This window comes from Flavobacterium sp. UBA2787 (assembly GCA_002352205.1).
In the GTDB taxonomy this organism is placed as follows: Bacteria; Bacteroidota; Bacteroidia; order Flavobacteriales; family Flavobacteriaceae; genus Flavobacterium.
Genome location: DEHZ01000010.1, coordinates 433,509 through 457,655 on the forward strand (window position 1 = coordinate 433,509; position 24,147 = coordinate 457,655).

At 33.9% G+C, this 24,147-nt stretch carries 19 protein-coding genes and 1 tRNA gene; 13 read left to right on the forward strand and 7 right to left on the reverse strand.

Going from position 1 to position 24,147, the window contains the following annotated elements; genetic code table 11:
• Positions 1-90: 90 nt before the first annotated feature.
• Positions 91-1,374 carry a fumarylacetoacetase gene (gene fahA / locus B4N66_RS08615; protein ID WP_291093987.1) on the reverse strand — a complete coding sequence of 428 codons (1,284 nt, stop codon included), beginning with the start codon at positions 1,372-1,374 and terminating at the stop codon, positions 91-93.
• Positions 1,375-1,484: 110 nt separating this feature from the next.
• Between fahA and glyA the strand changes: the two genes are divergently transcribed.
• The 6 genes from glyA (at position 1,485) to B4N66_RS08645 (ending at position 12,496) form a co-directional block, all read left to right on the forward strand.
• The gene (gene glyA / locus B4N66_RS08620) at positions 1,485-2,759 is read left to right on the forward strand and encodes a serine hydroxymethyltransferase (RefSeq protein WP_291093988.1); all 1,275 of its coding nucleotides are present in this window, start codon (positions 1,485-1,487) and stop codon (positions 2,757-2,759) included.
• A gap of 115 nt (positions 2,760-2,874) precedes the next feature.
• Positions 2,875-5,172 (forward strand): LysM peptidoglycan-binding domain-containing protein, encoded by a 2,298-nt coding sequence (locus B4N66_RS08625; RefSeq protein ID WP_291093989.1) that lies wholly within the window; start codon positions 2,875-2,877, stop codon positions 5,170-5,172.
• 21 nt (positions 5,173-5,193) lie between these two features.
• Complete coding sequence (locus B4N66_RS08630) at positions 5,194-7,416, forward strand: hypothetical protein (protein ID WP_291093991.1); 2,223 nt, start codon at positions 5,194-5,196, stop codon at positions 7,414-7,416.
• Positions 7,346-9,652, forward strand: a complete 2,307-nt coding sequence (locus B4N66_RS08635) for a gliding motility-associated C-terminal domain-containing protein (protein WP_291093992.1) — start codon at positions 7,346-7,348, stop codon at positions 9,650-9,652. Before B4N66_RS08630 ends, B4N66_RS08635 begins: the two co-directional genes overlap by 71 nt.
• Before the next feature lie 14 nt (positions 9,653-9,666).
• Positions 9,667-10,608, forward strand: coding sequence for a PorP/SprF family type IX secretion system membrane protein (locus tag B4N66_RS08640; RefSeq protein ID WP_291093993.1), 942 nt, complete (start codon positions 9,667-9,669; stop codon positions 10,606-10,608).
• A gap of 10 nt (positions 10,609-10,618) precedes the next feature.
• On the forward strand, positions 10,619-12,496 hold the full coding sequence (locus tag B4N66_RS08645; RefSeq protein ID WP_291093996.1) for an OmpA family protein: 1,878 nt from the start codon (positions 10,619-10,621) through the stop codon (positions 12,494-12,496).
• On the opposite strand, the gene B4N66_RS08650 is transcribed toward B4N66_RS08645, so the two are convergent.
• Together B4N66_RS08650 and B4N66_RS08655 are read right to left on the reverse strand one after the other, a co-directional pair.
• Entirely contained in the window at positions 12,497-13,069 is a 573-nt protein-coding gene (locus B4N66_RS08650; protein ID WP_291093998.1) for a pentapeptide repeat-containing protein, read from the reverse strand.
• A 197-nt stretch (positions 13,070-13,266) separates the two neighbouring features.
• Positions 13,267-13,340 (reverse strand) — tRNA-Arg (locus tag B4N66_RS08655).
• Positions 13,341-13,411: 71 nt separating this feature from the next.
• Here B4N66_RS08655 and B4N66_RS08660 point away from each other — a divergent pair.
• Entirely contained in the window at positions 13,412-13,924 is a 513-nt protein-coding gene (locus tag B4N66_RS08660; protein ID WP_291093999.1) for an adenine phosphoribosyltransferase, read from the forward strand.
• Here the strand turns inward: B4N66_RS08660 and B4N66_RS08665 are convergent.
• The 3 genes from B4N66_RS08665 to B4N66_RS08675 all read right to left on the reverse strand — a co-directional run bounded on the left by B4N66_RS08665 (position 13,921) and on the right by B4N66_RS08675 (position 16,269).
• Positions 13,921-14,070, reverse strand: coding sequence for an SsrA-binding protein (locus tag B4N66_RS08665; RefSeq protein ID WP_291094000.1), 150 nt, complete (start codon positions 14,068-14,070; stop codon positions 13,921-13,923). The genes B4N66_RS08660 and B4N66_RS08665 overlap by 4 nt on opposite strands.
• A 65-nt stretch (positions 14,071-14,135) precedes the next feature.
• The gene (locus B4N66_RS08670; RefSeq protein ID WP_291094001.1) at positions 14,136-15,908 is read right to left on the reverse strand and encodes a M56 family metallopeptidase; all 1,773 of its coding nucleotides are present in this window, start codon (positions 15,906-15,908) and stop codon (positions 14,136-14,138) included.
• 1 nt (position 15,909) lies between these two features.
• The gene (locus tag B4N66_RS08675; RefSeq protein WP_291094002.1) at positions 15,910-16,269 is read right to left on the reverse strand and encodes a BlaI/MecI/CopY family transcriptional regulator; all 360 of its coding nucleotides are present in this window, start codon (positions 16,267-16,269) and stop codon (positions 15,910-15,912) included.
• A gap of 136 nt (positions 16,270-16,405) precedes the next feature.
• On the opposite strand from B4N66_RS08675, the gene B4N66_RS08680 reads away from it, so the two are divergent.
• Positions 16,406-16,819 carry a hypothetical protein gene (locus B4N66_RS08680; protein ID WP_291094004.1) on the forward strand — a complete coding sequence of 138 codons (414 nt, stop codon included), beginning with the start codon at positions 16,406-16,408 and terminating at the stop codon, positions 16,817-16,819.
• Here B4N66_RS08680 and B4N66_RS08685 read toward each other — a convergent pair.
• Positions 16,816-18,027: an MDR family MFS transporter gene (locus B4N66_RS08685; RefSeq protein ID WP_291094006.1), complete on the reverse strand. Its 1,212-nt coding sequence runs from the start codon at positions 18,025-18,027 to the stop codon at positions 16,816-16,818. The genes B4N66_RS08680 and B4N66_RS08685 overlap by 4 nt on opposite strands.
• 336 nt (positions 18,028-18,363) lie before the next feature.
• On the opposite strand from B4N66_RS08685, the gene B4N66_RS08690 reads away from it, so the two are divergent.
• The 5 genes from B4N66_RS08690 to B4N66_RS08710 are packed head-to-tail and all read left to right on the forward strand — an operon-like array spanning position 18,364 to position 24,055.
• On the forward strand, positions 18,364-19,767 hold the full coding sequence (locus B4N66_RS08690; RefSeq protein ID WP_291094007.1) for an alpha-amylase family glycosyl hydrolase: 1,404 nt from the start codon (positions 18,364-18,366) through the stop codon (positions 19,765-19,767).
• A gap of 22 nt (positions 19,768-19,789) precedes the next feature.
• A complete protein-coding gene (locus B4N66_RS08695; protein ID WP_291094009.1) occupies positions 19,790-20,386 on the forward strand; it encodes a DUF1684 domain-containing protein in 597 nt (198 codons plus the stop codon).
• 15 nt (positions 20,387-20,401) lie between these two features.
• Positions 20,402-22,585, forward strand: a complete 2,184-nt coding sequence (locus tag B4N66_RS08700; protein WP_291094010.1) for an erythromycin esterase family protein — start codon at positions 20,402-20,404, stop codon at positions 22,583-22,585.
• 52 nt (positions 22,586-22,637) lie between these two features.
• Complete coding sequence (locus tag B4N66_RS08705) at positions 22,638-23,321, forward strand: TatD family hydrolase (RefSeq protein ID WP_291094012.1); 684 nt, start codon at positions 22,638-22,640, stop codon at positions 23,319-23,321.
• Between the two features lie 14 nt (positions 23,322-23,335).
• Positions 23,336-24,055 carry a tRNA threonylcarbamoyladenosine dehydratase gene (locus B4N66_RS08710; RefSeq protein WP_291094013.1) on the forward strand — a complete coding sequence of 240 codons (720 nt, stop codon included), beginning with the start codon at positions 23,336-23,338 and terminating at the stop codon, positions 24,053-24,055.
• Positions 24,056-24,147: the final 92 nt, after the last annotated feature.

A 24,147-nucleotide genomic window follows, 5' to 3' on the forward strand; every position in this document is an offset into this window, starting at 1 on the left:
GAAATCTGTGCTATCAAAGAAGTAAAAGGAGAAAATAGAGAAAAGAAAAATATAGATAAAAAAACTCCGGTCAAAAACCGGAGCCAATTATTATTTTCTCACAAAAGCAGGAAGCAACTTACTCGAAACTTCTCCAAATCCAATCCTAAACTGACTGTTTTTGCAGTAGCCTTTCATCGTAACCGTATCGTTATCTTCAATAAATTTTCTTTCGGTTCCATTCGATAATTTGATTGGGTTTTTTCCTCCCCAAGTCAATTCTAACATCGATCCAAAACTTTCAGGAGTTGGTCCGGAAATCGTTCCCGATCCCATCATATCACCCGAATTTACTTTACAACCGTTTGAAGTATGGTGAGCCAATTGCTGAGCCATTGACCAATACATATATTTAAAATTCGATTTGCTAATTAAATTTGCTTCGCCATCTTTAGGAGTTAGATATACTTCTAAATTAATGTCAAATGCTTTTTTACCTTTTTGTTGTAAATAAGGAAGTGGGGCAGGTTCTTGTTGCGGACCTTTCGTTCTAAAAGGTTCCAACGCATCCATCGTTACAATCCAAGGTGAAATGGAAGAAGCGAAATTTTTAGCCAAAAACGGTCCGAGTGGCACATATTCCCATTTTTGCATATCTCTTGCACTCCAGTCATTCAACAAAACCATTCCAAAAATATAATCTTCCGCTTCAGAAACCGGAATATTTTCACCCATTATATTAGCATCGGTCGTTATAAACGCCATTTCCAATTCAAAATCCACTAATCGTGAAGGACCAAAAACAGGCTGTGTATCGCCATTTGGCAATGTTTGTCCCATAGGTCGATGCACCGGAATTCCTGACGGAATAATCGTAGAACTTCTTCCGTGATAGCCTACCGGGATATGTAACCAGTTTGGCAATAACGCATTTTCAGGATCACGAAACATTTTACCAACGTTGGTAGCGTGTTCTTTACTGGAATAAAAATCAGTATAATCGCCAATCAAAACCGGCAATTGCATTTCAACTTCATTAATATCAAAAATAATGATATCACGATGAGCTTTATTATCTCTTAATTTTGGATTTTCACTGTCAAATAAATCGCCGATTCGGTTTCTCACCAATCGCCACGTTTTTTTTCCATCCGAAATAAAATCATTTAACGTGTCTTGCATAAACATATCGTCGGTCAATTCGATTCCTTCAAAATAGTTTAATTGCTGCATAGCTCCTAAATCGATGGCACAATTTCCAATTCGAGTTCCAATAGTTATTATATCATCTTTGGTTAAAAAAACGCCAAAAGGAATATTTTGAATAGGAAAATCACTGTCTGTTTGGACATCTATCCAAGATTTTCTGTTCGGGTTGTTTGCTGTTATGGGCATATTTGGGTGTTTATTAAATGTTGAAAAATTATCAATCAAATATATTATTAACTATTAATTTAACAAACGATTTTCGTAATTTTGAGCTCAATTTAACGAAATATTATCAAATGCAACGCGACGAACAAATTTTTGAGCTTATTTTAGATGAGCAAGACAGACAAATTCACGGATTAGAATTGATTGCATCAGAGAACTTTGTGAGCGATCAAGTCATGGAAGCAGCAGGTTCTGTATTAACCAATAAATACGCTGAAGGTTATCCCGGCAAACGTTATTATGGCGGTTGCGAAGTGGTTGACCAAGTTGAACAAATTGCTATTGACAGAGCAAAAGCTTTATTTGGTGCTGAGTATGCGAATGTTCAACCGCATTCGGGTTCGCAAGCCAATACAGCCGTATTTTTTGCATGTTTGAAACCGGGAGACAAAATTTTAGGTTTTGATTTATCACACGGCGGACATTTAACGCACGGTTCTCCTGTAAATTTTTCAGGAAGATTATACAATCCTGTTTTTTATGGTGTTGAAAAAGAAACGGGTCTATTAAATTATGATAAGATTCAGGAAATAGCTATAAAAGAAAATCCGAAAATGATAATTGCCGGAGCCTCTGCCTATTCTCGTGATATGGATTTTAAACGTTTCAGAGAAATTGCAGATAGTGTAGGTGCGATTTTGTTGGCCGATATTTCACATCCTGCCGGATTAATCGCAAAAGGTTTGATGAATGATCCTGTTCCACATTGTCATATTATAACCACTACAACTCACAAAACCCTTCGCGGACCTCGTGGTGGAATGATTTTGATGGGTAAAGATTTCGAAAATCCATTCGGAATTAAAACACCAAAAGGAGAAATCAGAATGATGTCTTCACTTTTGGATGCCGCTGTTTTCCCCGGAAATCAAGGTGGACCATTAGAACATATCATTGCTGCAAAAGCGGTTGCGTTTGGAGAAGCTTTGTCTGATGAGTTTTTCAGATATGCTCTTCAAGTTCAAAAAAATGCAAAGGCAATGGCCGAAGCATTTGTGAAAAGAGGTTATGATATTATCTCTGGAGGAACAGATAATCACATGATGTTGATTGACTTACGAAATAAAAATATCACCGGAAAAGAAGCGGAAAATGCATTGGTAAAAGCTGAAATTACGGTAAATAAAAATATGGTTCCTTTTGACGATAAATCACCTTTTGTGACATCTGGAATTCGTGTGGGAACGCCAGCAATTACAACTAGAGGATTGTTGGAAGAAGATATGGAAACTGTTGTGGAAATGATTGATCGAGTAATTATGAATCATACAAACGAAGAAATCATCGAAGAAGTGGCAAATGAAGTAAATGATTTTATGGGTGAAAGAGCCATTTTTGTGTATTAAAAAATTGTTAATAACAATCTTAATAACAACCTTTAGAAGTGATTTACTTCTGAAGGTTTTTTTTTAAATTTATACATTAAAAGTAAGTTTTTATTTACTATTGTAAAATCAACAAATGAACAAACATACTTTACTGTTTTTAATTGTTTTTCAATTGACTGTTTTTTTTGGGTTCGCTCAGGAAAATACTTCCAAACATACCGTTATTAAAGGCGAAACAGTATCTTCCATTGCCAGAAAATATAAAGTTACACCAAACGATTTATATCAACTGAATCCGGATATTTTTGATGGAATCAAAGAAGGTCAGGTGATTAGTATTCCAAAATTAGTTATAATTTCTCAATCAAATAATGTTAAATCGGAGAATAATTCTAACAAATCGGTTGATGAAATTATTCATCACAATGTTCAATTTGGAGAAACTAAGTTCGGACTTTCAAAACGATATGGCGTTTCTATAAAAGAATTAGAAAGGCAAAATCCGCATATTGTCAACATGCTTCAAGCTGGTCATCAATTGGAAATTAGAGGAGGATTTGATACTAATCCAACAAAATCACAAAACACAAAATCAAGTTTTTCAACATCAAATTTTATAACGTATGAAGTTCTTCCGGGAGAAACTTTGTATGGAATTTCCAGACGATACGGACTTACGGTTGATGATTTGATGGATGCAAATAATTTGGTTGGAATTTTAAGAAGTGGTCAGATTTTACAAATTCCGGTTAAATCTAATTTAAAAGAAAATGATGAAAACGGTCAATTTCACTTAGTTCAAGAAGGAGAAACAAAATATGGGTTGTCTAAGCGATACGGTGTTACAATTGATGAATTAGAGCAAAAAAACCCACAAATTGTTCGAATGCTTCAAACCGGACAACGAATTGTTATACCGGGAAGAATTTCTTCAAATGTGGTTCAAAAACAAGAAACAAAACAGGAATCAAAAGTTGTTGAATCTCCAAAAGTGGAACCTGAAATAGTTGGAACTCCAACCCAAATAGAGAAAGTTGAAGAAGTAGTAGTGATTTCAGAACCTCAAAAAGAAGAAAAACCGGAAACAAAAGTAGCTGAAAAAGAATTGGTTAACTCAGAAATAGCAAGTGATAATTGGATAGATTATGAAATTCAACCAAAAGAAACATTGTTTGGTTTATCAAGAATGGCCGGAGTTTCTCAAGATAAATTGATTGAAGTGAATCCGATTCTGAATGAAGGTGTAAAATCAGGAATAATTATAAAAATGCCATCTGATAAAGTTTCAGAATATAAAAAACCTGAAGCAACCATTACCAAAACAAAAACTAGTTCAGTAATACAAAATAAAACTGAAGCACTTGGTCTTTTGAAAACAATAAATAAAATTGAAAAAAAAGAAATTGCATTTTTGACATCCTTTTCCAATGAAAAATATTTAAGTTTTATTCAAAACCCAATAGCGGAACCAAGCAAAGAAATTGAATTTTTTGCAGGAGCGAATTTTGCCATTGACTCACTCAAAAAAATTGGAGTGATGGTTGAAATGAAAAACACTCAAATTGAAATCAGCAAAGACGCCAAAGCAGATGTTTCATCTCTCAAAAAAAACAATGTAGATAAATCAAAGGCAGTTTTCTATTATTCTGATGGAATCAACACAGAAAAAATAGGAGATTTTGCTGCAAAAAACAGTATTCCTTTTATTGTAAACACTTTTGAAGAAAGTGCTCAAAAATCCGCTACAACTTTTGTGAGTATTCCATCCAAAAATGATTTGGCACTGATGGTTTTAAAATATATTTCTGATAAAAACGGAAATTTAATTGTTGTAAGTGATGCCGTTAGTGCTTTAAATGAAGATTTTATTTTGCAAAATTTTCCAAAAGCAAGGTTTGTTAAAATTTCTGAGAAAGATGTGTTAGAAGATGATGCGTTAACTAATGAACTTATTTTAAATAGAAAAAATTATGTTCTTCTAAACACTGATAAAAATGGATTAATTTTAAATGCTACTACTGTTTTATTAAAGCATTCCAAAGAATATACAATTCAATTAGCCTTATTAGAACCCAAAGAATCGATTCAAAAAGAAGGTTTTTCTGAAATGCGATTTAAAGCTTTAAACACCATTTATCCGTCTTATTCTAATCGAAATAACATTAATGAGGTGAATAAGTTTAAAGCGGATTTTAAACAAAAATACAATTTTGAGGCTTCCCAAGAAGTCATAAAAGGTTTTGATGTCACTTTTGATACTTTGATTAGATTGTTTCAAGACAAGAGTTTTGAAGCATTGGCCAAAGATGAAATTACAGAACAGTTAAATCATAGATTTCAATATTTTAAAGATTCAAATGGAGGATATTCTAACAAGGGTGGATATATTCTTCAATTTGATACAGATTCAAACATAAAAATTGCGAATTAAAGACTATAAACTCAATCATGTATGGGTTATTTTTACAAAATAATTATTCCTTTTACCGCTAAAAATTTAGTTAGTATTGAATTATTACTGATTATTTTATTGCTTTCAGGAAGTGCAGTATTTGCACAATGTCCTACCGTTACAAATTTAAATCAATCTTTTTGTGATATTCAGTCGCCAACTATTGCCAGTTTACAGGCAATCAATAATGGAGGAGGAATCGCTTGGTATGCTACAGATACATCAACTACACCATTAACATCGGGAACTGGGCTAATAAACGGCGAAGATTATTTTGCAGATAATAGTTCAGGTAATTGTGGAAGCAGAATTAGAGTTGTAGTTACAATTTATTCTGCACCCACCGGACAGAATTTTCAAGGACCTTGTGTTGATTCCCCAGAACAAGCAACAATTGCAAGTTTAATTGCTATAGGAAACAATGTGCAATGGTATAATGTTCCAAGTGGTGGATCTCCTTTGCCTCAAAGTACAGTCTTAATTCCAAATACAATTTATTATGCAAGTCAAACAAATCCGGACACAGGGTGTCAAACATCTAGACTTTCTGTTTTTGTTAGTATAGGCGTTGTTCCTGTTCCAACTGGAGCTGCTGTCCAGACTTTTTGTCAAGACCCTTTAAATCCTCCTACGGTTGCCGATTTGGATGCAAGTGGAGATAATAATTGGTATTTAACAAGTTCGTCTGCATTGCCACTAGAATTGGATACGCCATTAATAGATGGTCAAACTTATTATGCAACAACGGTTGATCCACCTTGCGAAAGTGATGAACGATTGGAAGTTTTAGTTTCTATTCAATTGCCAAATGATGCCGGTTCAGATGGAATTGTTTCTTTTTGTGAAGATGATTTATCTACTTCTTTACCAATTAATTTATTTGATAGTTTAGGAGGAAGTCCTTTTAATACGGGTATTTGGAGTGGTCCGATAGTAACATCAAATGGAAATTTAGGTACGTTAGATTTGTCGCAGTTATCATTATCGGGTAGTCCTTATGTTTTTACTTATAGTGTAAATTCTTCAACAGAATGTCCGCCAACTTCATCTACAGTAACAGTAATTATCAATGAAATTCCTAATGCGGGAACCGATGGAGCAACAATCGTTTGTGAAAACGACCCAAGTTTTGATTTATTCACCCTTTTAGGCAACGACCCTGAAGTAGGCGGAAGCTGGTCACCGGCATTGGCGAGTGGCACGGGTGTTTTCGACCCCGCCCAAGATACCGCAGGAGTTTACACGTATACGATTATCGGCACACCACCCTGTGACAATAGTTCGGCTACTATCACAGTAACGGTTAATCCAATTCCAAATCCGGGCACAGCAGGTTCAGCACCTTTTTGTGAAAACGGAGCACCGGAAGATTTATTCAATTATTTAGGAGGAACTCCTGATGCAGGGGGAACTTGGTCACCGGCACTTACAAGTGGCACAGGTGTTTTCGACCCGGCCCAGGACACAGCAGGCGTTTATACTTACACCGTAAATGGGATATTCCCATGTGATCCGCAAAGCACCACGGTAACGGTGACAATCAATCCCATACCCAACGCAGGAACAAGTGATGCGATTGTTTTATGTGAAACTGATGCGGCAATCGATTTATTCACTTTACTTGGAAACAACCCAGAAGTAGGTGGAAGCTGGTCACCGGCATTGGCGAGTGGGACAGGCGTTTTCGACCCATCGCAAGATACAGCAGGTGTTTACACCTATACGATTATCGGCACACCACCGTGTGACAATAGTTCAGCTACTATCACAGTAACGGTTAATCCAATCCCAAATCCGGGTACAGCAGGTTCAGCACCATTTTGTGAAAACGGAGCACCGGAAGATTTATTCAATTATTTAGGAGGAACTCCTGATGCAGGGGGAACTTGGTCACCGGTACTTGCGAGTGGTACAGGTGTTTTCGACCCATCCCAAGATACAGCAGGCGTTTATACTTATACCGTAAATGATTTAGGACCATGTGATCCGCAAAGCACCACGGTTACGGTAACAATCAATCCCATACCCAACGCAGGAACAAGTAATGCGATTGTTTTATGTGAAACTGATGCGGCAATCGATTTATTCACTTTACTAGGAAACAACCCTGAAGTAGGCGGAAGCTGGTCACCGGCATTGGCGAGTGGCACGGGTGTTTTCGACCCATGCGCAAGATACAGCAGGCGTTTACACCTATACGATTATCGGCACACCACCGTGTGACAATAGTTCAGCTACAATTACAGTAACGGTTAATCCAATTCCAAATCCGGGCACAGCTGGTTCAGCACCTTTTTGTGAAAACGGAGTACCGGAAGATTTATTCAATTATTTAGGAGGAACTCCAGATGCGGGTGGAACTTGGTCACCACCGTTAGCAAGTGGCACAGGTGTTTTCGATCCAGCCCAAGATACAGCAGGCGTTTATACGTACACCGTTGGCGGAGATGATGAGTGCAATCCACAAAGCACGACTGTCACGGTAACCATCAATTCTATTCCTAACGCAGGCACTAATGGAGAAACAACGGTTTGTATTACCGATGCAAGTTTTGATTTATTCACGCTTTTAGGAAATAATCCAGAATTAGGCGGAAGCTGGTTACCAACGTTAGCAAGTGGTACTGGAATTTTCAATCCGGCGGTTGATCCTGCAGGAATCTACACCTATACTATTATTGGATCACTGCCTTGTGGGGATAGTTCAGCTACTATAACTGTTACAATAGAATCAACTGCAAATGCAGGAACTTTTACCGGTATTCAAAGTGTTTGTGCTTCAGAAGATACATTTGATTTGAATACATTATTAGATGGAACACAACAAACAGGTGGAACTTGGACAGATAATCAAGGCGACACAGTTTCAAATGTGATAACAATAACTGATTTATCACCTGCAACGTATAATTATACTTACACAGTAACAACCGATTGTAATACCGATTCAGCACTTGTTCAACTAACTATTATTCAAGGAACGGAAATTCTTCCGGAAGACGTGATTGTTCTTTCACCTATTTGTCAAGGAGAAAATTCAACTGTTACTATTTTCAATCTAGCGGATGGAAATTATTCATTGAATTATTCGCTCACAGGAAGTAATACATTAGACAACCAAATAGTTTTATTTACCGTAGTAGATAACGAAGTGAGTTTTGATATAGATGCCACACAATTATCAAATCCAGGAACAACAACTTTAGTTTTTAATTCAATTCTAAATACCGGTACAAATTGTGAAACGGTGTTGATCGGATTATCTTTTGAGATTGAGATTTTACCACTATTAGCTTTAGCTAATAATAATTTGACTGTTCCAAATGTTTGTTTGGGAACACCGATTATTGTTCAAATTTCAGGTGCAACTAATCTTACAAATGGAACATATCAATTTGTTTATTCTATTCCGAATGCAAATCCAATAACAGGAAATTCAGGAGATGTTGTTATTACTGATGGAGCGGGTCAATTTACAATTCCGGGTTCAGTATTTCCAACGGCTGGAAATTATACGTTGACTTTTAATTCGATAACAAGTGAAACTTTACCTTGTAATAATTTGAATCCGGCTGTTTCTGTTTCATTTGAAATTTTACCGGCTGCTACCATAACTGAAGCATTGGTTTCACTTTCTGCGATTTGTGCAAATTCAGACGGAACCGTTTCTATAACAAATGCCACAAACTTATCAAATGGAACATACCAAGTAACCTATCAAATTACAGGAGCAATTACGCATAACGATACAATTTCTGTTGAGATTTTGGACGGAGTAGGCAGTTTTATTATTCCTTCTAACGTTTTAGTCAGTGCTGGTGAAATTACACTTTCCATCAATCAAATAAATTCAAATATAGGAAATGCTTGTGGCACACCTGGTCATACTTTTAATTCAGTAACATTAACTATAGAAAATGTTGAAACTCCTGAACTTATTGAAGGTGGAAATTCATTTTGTGAAGATGTAAATGCTACCATTGCCAATTTAAGCAACAACATCGATAGTGACCAAACCATTATTTGGTATGATGCTCCTTTGAATGGAAATGCCTATTCTGATTCAACTGTTTTGGTTGATGGGCAAGTTTATTATGCTTCCATTCAATCTTCAAGCGGTTGCGGAAGCACTCTTCGATTAGCGGTAACAGTATCCATTAGAGATTGTACAGACATAATTATTCCTGATGGTTTTTCACCAAATGATGATGGAATTAATGACTTTTTTGTGATTAAAAACATCAGAATATTATATCCGAATTTTGATTTAGAAATATTCAATCGTTACGGAAACATTCTCTATAAAGGAAATGCAGCTTCTCAAGATTGGGATGGAACATCCGATAAAGGAATTCAAATTGGAGGAAATAAACTTCCGGCAGGCGTCTATTTCTTTATCATCAATTTTAATGACGGAAATAGAGAACCATTGCAAGGAAGGGTTTATTTAAGCAGATAATTACAACATTGGTTATGAAAAAACTTTTGAAATATAAAATTCAATTATTGCTATTGCTCTTCTCGTTTGTGGCAGAAGCTCAACAAGATCCGCAATACACGCAATATATGTATAATATGAGTGTGCTCAATCCTGCCTATGCAACTGACAATCCGGATGTCATTAATTTTGGAGCACTTTATCGTGCACAGTGGGTTGGATCGGTGGGCGGACCAACAACAGGTTCGTTTTTTGCTCATTCACCTATTGCTAAAAAGATTGAAATGGGACTTTCTGTTATCCACGATCAAATTGGCGATGTGGTGAATGAAACCAATGTTTTTGTTGATTTTGCGTATGTTTTAAAATTGAATGAAAAAAATAAACTTTCTTTTGGAATTAAAGGAGGAGCCACTTTTTTTAATACGAGTTTTGACGGATTTGTATATTCTGATGAATTACCTGATCCGGCTTTTGCCAATAATTTAAGTAGAGTTTTTCCGAATGTTGGAGTAGGGGCTTTTTATTTTGGTGAAAATTATTATTTGGGTTTATCGAGTCCCAATTTATTAAGAACTAAACATTTAGAAAGAGAAGATGGTATTATAGCAACCGGTGTGGAAGAAATACACTATTTTTTTACAGGAGGTTATGTATTTAATTTGAATGATAATTTGAAATTCAAACCCGCTTTTATGACCAAAGCAGCAACCGGAGCACCAATATCTTTTGATATCACAACCAATTTTTTGATCAATAATGTGTTTGAAATTGGTGCCGGATATAGATGGGATGATTCAGTGAGCGGATTAGTGAATTTTAAAATTTCTCCGTCACTCAGAATTGGCTATGCCTATGATTACACACTTTCTAACTTGGGAAGATTTAATTCAGGAAGTCATGAAATTATGATATTGTTTGATTTGAACAAAAAAGGAAGTAGCAATGGTTATGATAAATCCCCACGTTTTTTCTAAAGAAATTAAAATGAGAAACAGCAGATACATAATTTTCTTTTTGCTAATAAGCCAGATTTTATTGGCTCAAAAACCATCGCTCAAAAAAGCAAACGAACTTTTTGCGAATAAAGCCTATGTGGAAGCAGCAAAAATGTATGAAAAGTTTAAGGAAAAGCAAGACCAAAATGTTTTACAAAATTTAGGAGACTCTTATTATTATAATGCTCAAATGAAGTTTGCCGCAGATAATTATGGCAATTTAGTTTTTAAATACAAAGACAGCGTAAAACCGGACTATTTATTTAGATATGCTCACGCATTAAAAGGAATTGAAGATTATGAGCGAGGCGATAAAATCATGAGTGATTATTTAAAATATCCTGTAGATACTAAAAAATTCAAAGAACATCTCAACAACATTGTACCTTATAATTACAAGGTCAACCAAATGACCAGAAGTACCAGCACTGGCGATTTCGGAATTTCATTTTTTGGAGAAAAAGTTGTTTTTGCGTCGTTAAGAAGTGAAGAAAGTCCGCTCTATAAATGGAATGAAAAACCGTATTTAGATTTATATGAAGCTACCGTTTCAAAAGATGGTATATTAGAAAATATCAAACCTTTCTCAGAGCAAATCAATACCAAAACGCACGAAAGTAATGCCGTTTTTACCAAAGATGGCAAAACAATGTATTTTAGTAGAACTAATGATAAGCAAGTTCAGGTTGGTGAAGAAAAATTTGCTTCGGTTAAACTTTTTAGAGCTGAATTAGTTGAAAATGAATGGACAAATGTGGAAGAATTGCCATTTTCCAGCGATCAGTTTTCCACACAACATCCGGCTTTGAGTGTGGATGAAAAGAAATTGTATTTTTCGAGTGATAGACCCGAATCGTTAGGTTCTTTTGATATTTTTTATGTTGATATTTTAGAAGATGGAGGATTTACAGAACCGCAAAATTTAGGTAATAATATCAACACCATTCATAGAGAGCAATTTCCTTTTGTGGCAGAAGATGGAACATTATATTTTGCTTCCGATGGCTTACAAGGTTTGGGTGGTTTGGATATTTTTATGGCACGAATTTATAATGATGAATATGGAAAGCCAATCAATTTAGGCGAAACCATCAATACCGGAATGGATGATTTTGCTTATGTTTTAAAAAGCGGAGAAAACTTAGGTTATTTTGCTTCCAATAGAAAAGGAACAGATAATCTTTATTCGTTTATTAGAGAAGAAAATGAACGACGATTTGTTGTAGAAGGTGATGTTCGAGATAAAATATCCAAAGAATTATTGCCTGGCACAACGGTTACGTTATATGATATGGATGATAAATTAATCGGTCAATTAGTGGTAGGTGCAGATGCAGATTATGTGTTTAATTCTGAGCCCAATACGAAGTATAAAATTGTAGCCGAAAGAGATTTTTACATATCAAAAGAAGAAACATTTGAAACCACCGATGATGGAAGAGTGCGTTTTACGATTGAATTAGAAATTGAATCGTATGATGATGCTGAAGAAATTATTGTGACCAAAGACGATGGATTAGTATATATTCAATTGGAAAACATTTATTTTGATTTGAATAAATGGGACATTAAAGAAGAAGCCGCCAGAACATTGGATGTTTTGGTTGCAATTATGAAAAAATATCCTCGTATGGAAATTGAATTAGGTGCTCACACCGATTCAAGAGCTTCAGATGCTTATAATTTACGCTTGTCGCACGATAGAGCAGGAGCAGCATTAGAATATTTAGTTTCAAACGGAATTAGTCGAAATCGTATGCGATCTAAAGGTTATGGTGAGCGTGTTCAGTTGATTAAATGTGGTGATAACTGTTCAGAAGTAGAACATTCTATTAACCGTCGATGCGAATTTATAATTTTGAAATAATTATTTGATTACCAAATCATATTTAGAGAGCAATCCTTTTAAACCTTCGGTTGAAAAGATTGCCCTTTTCATTTTATTTTTTTCGGGATCAATGACGAAATCATAACTTGAATAAAAGTCGGCTTTTTGAAGATTTGTATCAATAAAAACCGCTCTTCTCAAATTACAATTATCAAACAAAGCCTCCGTTAAATCACTATTCATAAAATCTACAGAAATCATACTACAATTAATAAATTGCATCTTTTTTAATTTCAAAGCATAAAATTGAGCATAATCCAACAAACAATTCGTAAAATTAAAATTATAAATCACTTGATCTGTCATCGCAAAATTCACCGATGTAAAATCGCATCCAACAAACTGAACATCTCTTAAGGATACATAATTGATTTTCGTTTCTCTGAAAATGCAATCATAAAACGTGCATTCAACAAACATCACTCCGGCGAAATCACAAGCCGTAAAATCGCAGTTTCTAAAAATACATTGCTCAAATTCATTATAACGAATAGATGAATTTTCATAAACAACGTCCTTAATTTCTTTATCGTAACTATAATCTGATTTCATTTTTGCTATTTTTTCGTGACATCGACTGGATTAACATTGTTGATCCAGAATGAACTCCTTGTTGGAAATGAAAAGTTTTTTCAATCAGAGATTTAAAAACTTTTTTGTTAGTAATTTTGAATTTTATGAGCAAGCTCAACATTCAAAATTACTAACAAAAAAGCCCTAAGCTTTCGCTTGGGCTTTTCATTCTTAAGTGACCTCGACTGGATTCAAACCAGTAACCTTCTGAGCCGTAATCAGATGCGCTATTCAGTTGCGCCACGAGGCCTTAATGCGGGTGCAAATATAGTTATTTTTATGTAACTTGCAAACCAAATTTAGTTTAAAAACCACTTTTTTATGGCTCTTGAAAAATATATTCGTGACATTGCTGACTTTCCTAAAAAAGGTATTGTTTTTAAGGACATTACGCCGTTACTTAATAGTTCAGAAGCAACGTCAGAATGCTTGAAACTGCTCTTAGAAAGTTTAAATAATCAGAAAATTGATAAAGTTGTGGGTGTAGAAAGTCGCGGTTTCTTCTTTGCAACGTTGTTAGCTCAAGAATTAAAAGCGGGATTTATTCCGGTGCGAAAACCGAAAAAACTTCCTTTTGAAACCATTTCAGCTTCCTACGAATTGGAATATGGTTCAGATTCGTTGGAAATTCACATCGATGCAATTCAAAAAGGAGATAAAGTTTTAATTCACGATGATGTGTTAGCCACCGGAGGAACAGCAAAAGCAGTTTGTGAATTAGTAGAAAAATTAGGAGGAGAAATTATTCAAGTGAATTTTTTAATGGAATTATCCTTCTTAAACGGAAGAGAAAAAATAAAAGAATATCCTGTTTTTGCGGCGATAACGTATTAATTATTTTTATCCAAAGCTCGTGTTGTCACAAAATATCGCCAACCGATAATCGCCATTTGCCATTTTTTGGCTTTGGCTAAATCTAATTGCTTTTTGCTAAAGCTTGGAAGCAATAATTTATTGAGTTTGGCTAATAATGAATACATACTCTTTTTTTACAAAAATAATAAAAAACGGCTACCAATTATGATAGCCGTTTTTGTTTTCAGAATTATTGTTTTTTCCGGCTGGTCTTTTCCAATTCTTCTCTTGCTTTTTCTAGTTCTTCTCGAGCTTTTTCCAACTCTTTTTTAGCTAACTCAATTTCTTTTTTAGAGTTTTCTAGGTCTAATTTAGACCATTCTATATTTTCTCTCGATTTCATAATTTGAACTCTCGATTTTTCTATTTCAGGTCTAATTCTTGCCATTTCAGCTTTTGCTTTTTCAATTGCTTCACCTCTGAGTTTCTTTAAGTTTTCTTTAGATATAACAACATCGTCATCTTTTGTTTCCCAATTAAAAGTGTAACTAAAGTTCTCTTCATTTTCAATTTCGGCTATAATTTCATCTGTATCTACAATTACTTCGCCATTTACGATAACTTCGGTTTTATTCTTCCCGTCTTTATCCTTTCTAATTATCACCGTTTTTTCAGATTTGTGTGGATAGGATGGAGCAGAAGGAACGTCAAGAAAATCAACTCCGTCTGGAAATTCAGGTGCTTCGGGTACTTCCGGCATTTCGAAACTGAAATCGTAATCATTGGCATCGCCACTTATCACAATAGTTTTTTCACCATTTGTAAATATTTTTCTTCTTTCCGGTTTTCCGTATCCTACAGAAACAATACCATCTTTATCTTTGGAAGCAAAAACAGTAAACGATTTTATAGGCTCATTTCCTGAGAATTGATATGTTTCCGATTTACCTTTTCCTGTTCCTGCTTTTAAGTCAACTTTAATTGATGTAATTTCTCCTTTTGTATTTCGTTTTACCTTTGAAAATTTTAAGTCAGCATCAAATTCCCTTTTGAAAATTTCTTTTTCTTTTTTCATTTCAGCATCAGTCGTATTTTTATTAATATCCATTCGAATAATAATTTCGTCCAATGATTTGTTGATACTAGTTGTTGTAAATCTTTCTTGGGCAATGACATTCGTCTGAAATATAATAACAAAACAAATTAGAATAGGAATTACTAGGAGATACTTGAGTGAATTTTGCTTTTTTGATTGATTTGTGTTTAACATAACGATTCGTTTTTTGATTAATGATTGATTAAAATGATTAGTAATAGAAAGGTAGTTTTGATTAGTCACCACCCGTAATAATGCTTTTTGATAATTAGTTTTATTTTCGCAATATTGAATTGCCTTTTGATCTGCAATGTATTCTAAATTTTGAACAATGGCTTTTTTATACCAACACATAAATGGATTGAACCAAAATAGCACACAGAACAAATTGGCTACTAAAATGTCGGCTGAATGTTTCTCTCGGCTGTGAACTTTTTCGTGTAATAAGATACTTTCTAACTCCTCATCAGTATATAAATCCGGATTAACGGCGATGTAATTAAAAAAGGAGAAAGGAGCCAAATTTTCAGTTAAATTGACTAAGGAATAAGTTTCTCTTTTAAATTTTTCTTTTTGGGATAAAAGTCGCATCACCGATGCAAGGTTAATAACAACTTTTATAAATAAAAAGATAGTAATTACTATATAAAGACATGTGATAACAAGAGACCAATCAAAAGGAGAAGATTCTTGCACAGATATAGGATGAGATGTATCATATTCTAAATAATTTTGAGGTTGAGGATCAACATAAATGATTTTTGTAAACGTGTATAAAGGCAACAATACCGAGGTCAATAAACCTAGAATCAAATACCATCTGTTGGCATTAAAAAATGTCTCTTTTTGCAGCAAAAAATAGTAGGCCATAAAAAAGACTGTCAATAACCCACTTGCTTTGGCAACATATAGAAAAAAGTTTTCCATACTATTTCTTTTTTTCAATAATAGCTAAAATCTCTCTAAGTTCTTCGGCAGAAATTTTTTCTTCTTCCGCAAAAAAAGAAACCATACTCTTATATGAGTTATTAAAATAATTCTCAATTGCAGTATTCATAAATGTTTTGCGGTACTTTTCCATACTAATTATAGGGAAGTACTGATGCGTGTTTCCATACGCTTGATGAGAAACATATCCTTTCTCCTCTAAATTCCTAATAATAGTCGATAGGGTGTTATAATGCGGTTGATCTTCCTTAATTTCAGCCATCACATCTTTTACGAATGCTTTTTCTAGCTTCCATAAAATGTGCATAATTTCTTCTTCTTTATTCGTGAGCTTTTGCATAGTTGTAAAGTTTAAAACAAACCTACAACTATTTTTTTAGTTACACAACTATAAAATTAGTTATTTAACTAATAATTAAGTTTTGTTTTTTATTTCATAATTTTATTTTAAATTTGTATCTGATAATCAAACAATTATGAGATTTTGTGTAATTACTATATTGATTATTCTTGTGTCTTGTTCCCATCAAACTAGTGAACCGGAAAATCCTGCATACACTTATTTAAAGAATAAAAATTTTGTGATTACAAATTTTACTATTGATTTAATTGATGAAACAGAACTGTTTTCAGACTATGTCTTTGCTTTTAAAAGTAATAACACAGTTGATGTAATTGGAAGTGATAATAGTGTATCCGGCAGTTGGAGTGTTTTTTACATAACATTGGAAGGACAGTTTTTAAGCTATAATAATTTCAAAATGCACTTGAACAATTCTGATGCACAACTTCAAAAACTAAATGATGAATTTATAATTTCACTTAGTTCACCAAATGAAATGGCTATGTATTCAACTAGTAAAAATTTGAGATTTACAGCGATAGATTAATTTTCCTGCCTAACCATTTTCATCACCCAAAATGAACATGCAACGGCTACCAATCCTAATGTTCCCATTACAACCCAATTGGTCAAGTAACCAAAATGATCAAAAATATTCATACCTGTTTTCGAACTCATAATGTGAGCTAAGCTAAAACTCATAGAATAAAAAGCCATATAGCGTCCCTCTTGTCCACGTGGAGCACGACCTAAGGCAAATGAATTGGAAAATGGAAATGCAAAAATTTCTCCAAAAGTCAAAAATAAAATATTGATGACTAAAATACCGGCCCAAACATTTAATAACAAAACATAAAACCCTAAAGCCATAAACAACGATCCAACTAAAACAAGTTTTACTTTATTCACTTGCTTGCGATCAAAGTAATTCACAATGGGCATTTCCAACAAAAAGACCAAAAAACCATTAAGGGTTAAGAGTAACCCGGTTTCAAATTCCGTCAAGCCATAAGCCTTTTGATGATAGAGTGGAAGCGTAGTAAATAGTTGAAAGAAAATCATTCCCGTGATAAAAATCACTAATAAAAATACCCAAAACGGACGATCGCTGTAAACCGATTTCACCGCAACATTTTCAGAAACTGCATTTTCTTCAATTAGTTTTTTCTTTTCTTTTACCAACAACCAGAAAATAGAAATCGCAATAATACAAGAAGCACCATCAACCCAAAACAAACCGTGATAACCAATATTCATGATAATCAATCCACCCATAGCCGGACCGGCCGCAAAACCTAAGTTAACTGCCAATCTAACCAAAGTCAGAGCTCGCGTACGGTTTTCAGGCTTGGCATAAGTACTGAGTGAAACAAACATTGCCGGACGAAACATATCGGCAATAGTCATAATCACAAACATTGCAATACACAGTCCATAAAAAGAGGTCACATATTGAAGACCAAAAAACAACAAGCCACTTACAAATAAGCTGAAAATCATTACTTTGTAAAAACCAATACTATCCGTGAGTTTTCCGCCCAAATAAGATCCTAACATCGAACCCAAACCAAAAAATACCATAATTGTTCCCACATCCGAATAACTAAAACTCAAATCTTCATTCAAATATTTAGTCAAAAAAGGCAACACCATCGTACCCGCTCTGTTGATAAAAGTAATCAACGTCAGAATCCAAATTTCCCTCCTAAAACCTCGAAAAGAATTGATATAACGATTAAAAGCAGTTTTGAGCATCGGTAAAAATTGAGTAGTGCAAAGGTACAAAGTTGCGTGTGTTTAAAAAGCTATCATAACAACAAAAAATGTGTATGATTTTTTCAGAAGCTATTCCGGCTATCCGTTACAAGCTTTTTTGTCTTGTTGTTTTTTTCTAAGGCAAAAAAAAGCGACCAAAGGAAGCTCTTTTTTTGCCAAGAAAAAATACAACAATCCTTCAAAAGGCTTTTCACTTCTATCCGGGCTATGGTATTGTGCTTCAAAAGAAAAATTAATTCAATGATGCCATTTCAATTAAAAAGATGTAGCCTTTTTATTTATATTTATACATTCAAAATCAAATTCTTGTTCACTATGAAAACACGTCAAGTTTTACCAATGATTTTCGTTATCAGTTTACTAATAGCTTGTAATTCCACAGAAACAAAAAAAACAACTGAAGTTTCATCAAAAGACAATCAATATATTCCAAAAGAATATGTGCAGGTACAACATCCGGAATGGTCAAAAAATGCGGCAATTTATCAATTAAATACCCGACAGTTTTCTGCCGAAGGAACATTTCGAGCCGCTCAAAAAGAATTACCCCGATTAAAAGAAATGGGCATAGATATTATTTGGCTTATGCCAATCAATCCGATTGGTGAAAAAAATCGAAAAGGAACTTTAGGTAGTCCGTATTCCGTTAAAGATTATTACGGGGTGAATCCAGAATTTGGAACATTAGACGATTTAAAAGCTTTTGTAAAAGAAGCCCATCAACTCGGATTGTATGTTATTTTAGATTGGGTGGCCAACCATACCGCTTGGGATAATAATTTAGTAACTGAGCATCCTGAATGGTACAAAAGAGATTATAAAGGCAATTTCAGACCAACGCCTTGGTGGGATTGGGATGATATTATTGATTTGGATTACAGTAAACCTGAATTGCGTAAATACATGACCGAAGCTATGAAATATTGGGTAAAAGAAGCCGATATTGATGGCTATCGATGTGATGTTGCAGGATTTGTTCCAATTGATTTTTGGGATAATCTAAGAGTAGAATTAGATGCAATTAAACCGGTTTTTATGTTGGCCGAATGGGAATCTCGTGATATGCATGCTAATGCTTTTGATATGACTTATGCATGGAGTTGGAACGAAAAACTTCACAAAATTTGTAAAGGTCAAGCCAATGTAAATGAGCTTTATATTTATTATTCTTGGAATGAAAGTTTCTTTCCTAATAACAGCATACGAATGACTTTTGTGAGCAATCACGATAAAAATGCTTGGGAAGGAACCATGTGGGAACAATTTGGTGATGGACTTGAAGCAGCAATAGTTCTCTCAGTTGTTGGTGACGGAATGCCTTTGATTTATAACGGTCAAGAAGCCGGAGAACCCAAGCGTTTAGCCTTTTTTGAAAAAGATCCTATCATTTGGAAACAACACCCAATCGGTGATTTATATAAAAAATTATTCACCTTAATGAAACAAAATACTGCGTTGTGGCATGCTCAATGGGGTGCTCTTATGATAAAAGTGCCAAACACAAATGAAACAGAAGTATTTAGTTTTGTTAGACAAAATGAAAAAGATAAAGTTTTTTGTGTTTTTAATTTTTCTACAAAAACACAAAATGTGACTTTTAAAGATGATTTATACCATGGTACGTATCGGGATTTTACAACGCAAGAAATGATAACATTCAAGGAAGATACTACTTTTTCAATGGCTCCTTGGTCGTATAAAGTTTTTGTGAAAGAGTAATTAACAATCAGACTACAAAAAAATGAAAAAAATATTATTTCTATTGCTGCTTACACAAGTTGCTTTTTCTCAACAAAAATTTGAACGCGATTCTGTCATTCAATTTCAAAAAAATATGAATGAACATTACGCTGATTCAGCCAAAAGTCCGCTCAAGAAAAAAGATTTAGCTGTTTTTAAGGAACTGGAATTTTTTCCAATTAGCGAAAACTATTTTGTGAATGCCAAATTCATCCGCACCAAAAAGGAAAAACCGTTTGAAATGAAAACGACAACATCCCGAAAACCAATTTACGTAAAATATGGCGAACTCCATTTCGAAATCGACGGAATTCAGTGTCAATTAAACGTCTATCAAAATGTTGAATTTTCAAAAAAACCGGGTTACAAAAACAGTTTATTTCTTCCATTTACCGATTACACTTCGGGGTTAGAAAGTTATGGTGGTGGCCGCTACATCGACCTCGAAATCCAAAAAGGAAAAAATTGGACAATTGATTTCAACCAAGCCTACAATCCGTATTGTGCCTACAACGAAGTCTATTCCTGCCCAATCGTTCCACAAGAAAATGATTTGAAAGTGGAAATAAAAGCAGGGGTAAAGGCGTTTAAGAAGTAATAAACAAATTTCAAATTGAATAAAGTCATCTACATTCTGTTTAGTTTTCTGAGTTTAACAGTTAGTGCTCAATCCTTTAATCCTAAAGCAATTATTCTTTCTGAAGACATAAATGAAACAGAATTGTCTTTTTTGAAAGAAGAATTAAAAAATGCACAAATTGTTTTAGTAGGCGAAGATTCACATTTTCACGGTAATGTTTTTGAATTAAAAACAAAGGTTGTCAACTATTTATTCCAAGAAATGGGATTTAAAACGATTGCTTTTGAATCGGGAATTTATGATGTTTGGAGAGCACAATCAGCTATAAATGAAGGAAAAGATGTTCAAGAAGCCTTCACAAAATCATTGTTTAGTATTTGGTCAAAACGAAACGAATTTCAAAGTTTCATTCAATTTTATAGTCAAAATAAAGCAGATTTAAAAGTTTTTGGTTTCGATAATCAAATTTCCGGAAAATACGGTGAAGAAGATTTAGTTGCTGATTTGTATACCTATTGTAAAAAAAACAACTTCAAATTTAAACTCAAGCAAGATGATTTTTCTCTTTTGATTGAATCGATGAACGTATCAGGATTTTTTGACGAAGAAGATATTAGTTATGCTTTATATCAATCTTCTTTGAAAGAATTACTCAAATTAATTTCATCAAAACCTGAAAGTGAAGAAAATTTTTATTGGTTTCAAGTTATTACAGGATTATTGGCTTTGGGAGAAGAACGATTTTCAAGTTTGGATGATTTACACTCTTTTTACGTTGATTCAAAAGACAATATTCGCGATAAACAAATGGCTGATAATGTATTGGCCTATCTAAAAAAACATCCCAACGAAAAAATTATTATTTGGGCGGCCAATAGTCATTTGATAAACGATATGTCTTCTGTCAAGAACCAAATTCTTCAAAAATTTGTTCCAATGGGAACGTATCTAAAAAAGGAGCTAAAAAACAAAGTTTACAGTCTAGCGACTATTACAACTTCCGATTCGATTTTTATTCAAAACAAATGGGAGAAAACACCTATTGAAAACAACTCATTTGAAGATTTTTTAAAAAGGAAAAACAATCACAATCTTTTCATTTCTTCCAGTCAACCCGAAATGAAAAAAGTTATTTCTAGCCGATTTTTTAGTCCGATTACTTTTGTAGAATCGCGTTTAGACTTGCTTCACGATGGTTACATTTACTTGAATAAAGTCAAACAATCAACTATTCTTTTGCCAAGCGAAGATTTCTTAAAAGCATTTCTTGACGAGGAAGAATCGGGTAAAATGACAAATTTTTCAAATGAAAATTTCACACATACACAGAAAGACACTTCAACAATTGCCTTAGCCGAAGTGATTGTTTATAACAAACGAACTCCGTATCAAATCATTCGAAAAACAATTGATAATTTGGAAAAAAATTATCCAACAACGCCTGTTTTTTCAACGATGTATTCAAATATCACAACAGATATTGACAATAAAACTTCTTTGGATATCGATTTTGTTTTAGATCAATATGAAAAAAGTTATTTTAATTATGAGCGAAGCGTGAAGAATTTAAAGCACGTAAGATGGAACTCTAAAAGTACTTATGAACCTCAAAACATTAGAGAATTTTATGGGTTAACCAATAATAATCCGATTAAAAATGCCGCTTTTTTGAACAAAAGAAAATTTGTTAAGTTTGATTTTATTTTGGAAGAAGTAAAAGAGTATAATAAATCTGAAGTTTACATCATTCGGTTTTCAACATCAAGAAATCATTCAACTTTTACCAAAAGAACATATCTTAGCAATTATTCCGGGCTTATTTACATTAATAAAGAAGATTATGCGGTTGTCAGAATTATTGAAAATTGGGAGATCACCGATTTTCCTGAACAACACAGAGAAGGATTAAATTTGATTGGAGAAATGTCAGAATATAATAGGAAAGATTACTTAAACGAATCAATTATTACTGATTTCAGAGAGAGTTACGACAAATATTTTATTTCAAGTTCATCAATTACTATTTTAGGTAAAATAATAAATTTGGAAGGGAGCTCACTTGATTTCAATACGACTATTAGATCTTTTTGGAATGATTTTAAAATGTCAAATCCTTCTAAAATAAATTTTAAAGACGAACAACATTTGTTTCAAACCATAAAATATGATGAGCAATTTTGGAGTAATTATGTTTTTCCAAATAGAAATAATGATTAAATTATATGGTAAGCTCCGTGAAATTAGTAATCCGTGAAAATCCGTGAAATCCGTGTCAAAATTATTCAACCTCCATACACACAACTTCACCAGCCAAGAAAACATCCTCGAACTGGTCAATCAATACCCATGGGAATTTGATGAAAAAATTCCATTGTATTCCATCGGAATTCATCCTTGGTACATTGACGAAAGCAGATTGTCATCTGATTTAAAGACAATTGACGAAAAACTTTCTCTTCAAAATTGCCTCGCTCTAGGCGAATGTGGATTAGACAAACGCATCGAAATTCCTATAGAAATTCAAAAAAAAGTGTTCAAAGCACAAATTTTATTAGCAGAAGAACATCAAAAACCATTAGTTTTGCACTGCGTTGTCGCTTTTCAGGAAATCATCCAAATCAAAAAAGAACAAAACGTTACAGTTCCAATGATTATTCACGGATTTTCTAAAAACGAACAAACCGCAAAGCAACTTTTGGATAACGGATTTTATCTTTCCTTCGGGAAATACTTATTGCGAAATCCCGAGTTAAAATCAGTGTTTCAATCCGTACCAAATGATCGTTTTTTTCTTGAAACCGACACGGTGGATGAATCGTTAGAAGAAGTTTATGCGTTAGCAGCAAACTATAAAAACATAGAAATTGAAGAAATAAAGTCCATCGTAAAAGCAAATTTTGAAAATGTTTTTAGAATGAAAATGGACGATAGACCGATTACCCATAACCTTTAACCTATTACCTAGCAATGGCTAAATGGCAAGAACGAGCAGAGCTCTTATTTAAAACAGAAGGATTAAACAATTTAAAAAACGCAAACGTACTCGTAGTTGGATTAGGCGGAGTAGGTTCATTTGCAGCCGAATTTCTCGCCCGTGCCGGCGTGGGTAACATGACGATTGTGGATGGTGATGTGGTGGATATTACCAACGTAAACCGTCAATTACCGGCCTTGCATTCTACTGTTGGAATGCCAAAAGTACACGTGGTTGGTGATCGTTTGATGGATATTAATCCGGAATTAAATCTTACTCGCTTAGAGGAGTTTTTAGAACCGGAACGAGCTTTTGAATTGGTTACTTCCGATTTTGATTATGTTTTAGATTGTATCGATAGCATCACTCCAAAATTAAATTTACTTATCGCCGCCAAACGCAAAAAAGTAAAAGTTATTAGTAATATGGGAGCAGGAGGAAAATATGAAGCTTCTAAAGTGAAAGCGCGAGACATTAGTAATACAGAATATTGTCCGCTAGCCAAAACAATTAGAAAGCGATTAAAGAAAGAAGGAATTTCAAAAGGAATTAAAGCTGTTTTTTCAACTGAAATGCCGGATGAAACAAGTTTAAAAATGACCGATGGCAAAAACTTTAAAAAATCATTCTACGGAACCAACAGTTGGATGCCCTGCCTTTTTGGGTTGTATGCAGCAGAAACTGTGGTGAAGTATTTGTTGAAGAAAAACTAATGAGGCAATTTGTCAATTAGTCAATGTGACAATTAATAGCATTCTTAAAATTTTAAAATTTTTTAAGATATGTGTTCCATACATTAAAAAAT

Bases quoted from the DNA above. Each gene is read 5' to 3' on its own strand.
- B4N66_RS08660 (WP_291093999.1), top strand. From the start codon at position 13,412: ATGGCTCTTGAAAAATATATTCGTGACATTGCTGACTTTCCTAAAAAA.
- B4N66_RS08685 (WP_291094006.1), bottom strand. From the start codon at position 18,027: ATGCTCAAAACTGCTTTTAATCGTTATATCAATTCTTTTCGAGGTTTT.
- fahA (WP_291093987.1), bottom strand. From the start codon at position 1,374: ATGCCCATAACAGCAAACAACCCGAACAGAAAATCTTGGATAGATGTC.
- B4N66_RS08665 (WP_291094000.1), bottom strand. From the start codon at position 14,070: ATGTATTCATTATTAGCCAAACTCAATAAATTATTGCTTCCAAGCTTT.
- glyA (WP_291093988.1), top strand. From the start codon at position 1,485: ATGCAACGCGACGAACAAATTTTTGAGCTTATTTTAGATGAGCAAGAC.
- B4N66_RS08645 (WP_291093996.1), top strand. From the start codon at position 10,619: ATGAGAAACAGCAGATACATAATTTTCTTTTTGCTAATAAGCCAGATT.
- B4N66_RS08630 (WP_291093991.1), top strand. From the start codon at position 5,194: ATGGGTTATTTTTACAAAATAATTATTCCTTTTACCGCTAAAAATTTA.
- B4N66_RS08625 (WP_291093989.1), top strand. From the start codon at position 2,875: ATGAACAAACATACTTTACTGTTTTTAATTGTTTTTCAATTGACTGTT.
- B4N66_RS08690 (WP_291094007.1), top strand. From the start codon at position 18,364: ATGAAAACACGTCAAGTTTTACCAATGATTTTCGTTATCAGTTTACTA.
- B4N66_RS08640 (WP_291093993.1), top strand. From the start codon at position 9,667: ATGAAAAAACTTTTGAAATATAAAATTCAATTATTGCTATTGCTCTTC.
- B4N66_RS08680 (WP_291094004.1), top strand. From the start codon at position 16,406: ATGAGATTTTGTGTAATTACTATATTGATTATTCTTGTGTCTTGTTCC.
- B4N66_RS08670 (WP_291094001.1), bottom strand. From the start codon at position 15,908: ATGGAAAACTTTTTTCTATATGTTGCCAAAGCAAGTGGGTTATTGACA.
- B4N66_RS08710 (WP_291094013.1), top strand. From the start codon at position 23,336: ATGGCTAAATGGCAAGAACGAGCAGAGCTCTTATTTAAAACAGAAGGA.
- B4N66_RS08675 (WP_291094002.1), bottom strand. From the start codon at position 16,269: ATGCAAAAGCTCACGAATAAAGAAGAAGAAATTATGCACATTTTATGG.
- B4N66_RS08695 (WP_291094009.1), top strand. From the start codon at position 19,790: ATGAAAAAAATATTATTTCTATTGCTGCTTACACAAGTTGCTTTTTCT.
- B4N66_RS08650 (WP_291093998.1), bottom strand. From the start codon at position 13,069: ATGAAATCAGATTATAGTTACGATAAAGAAATTAAGGACGTTGTTTAT.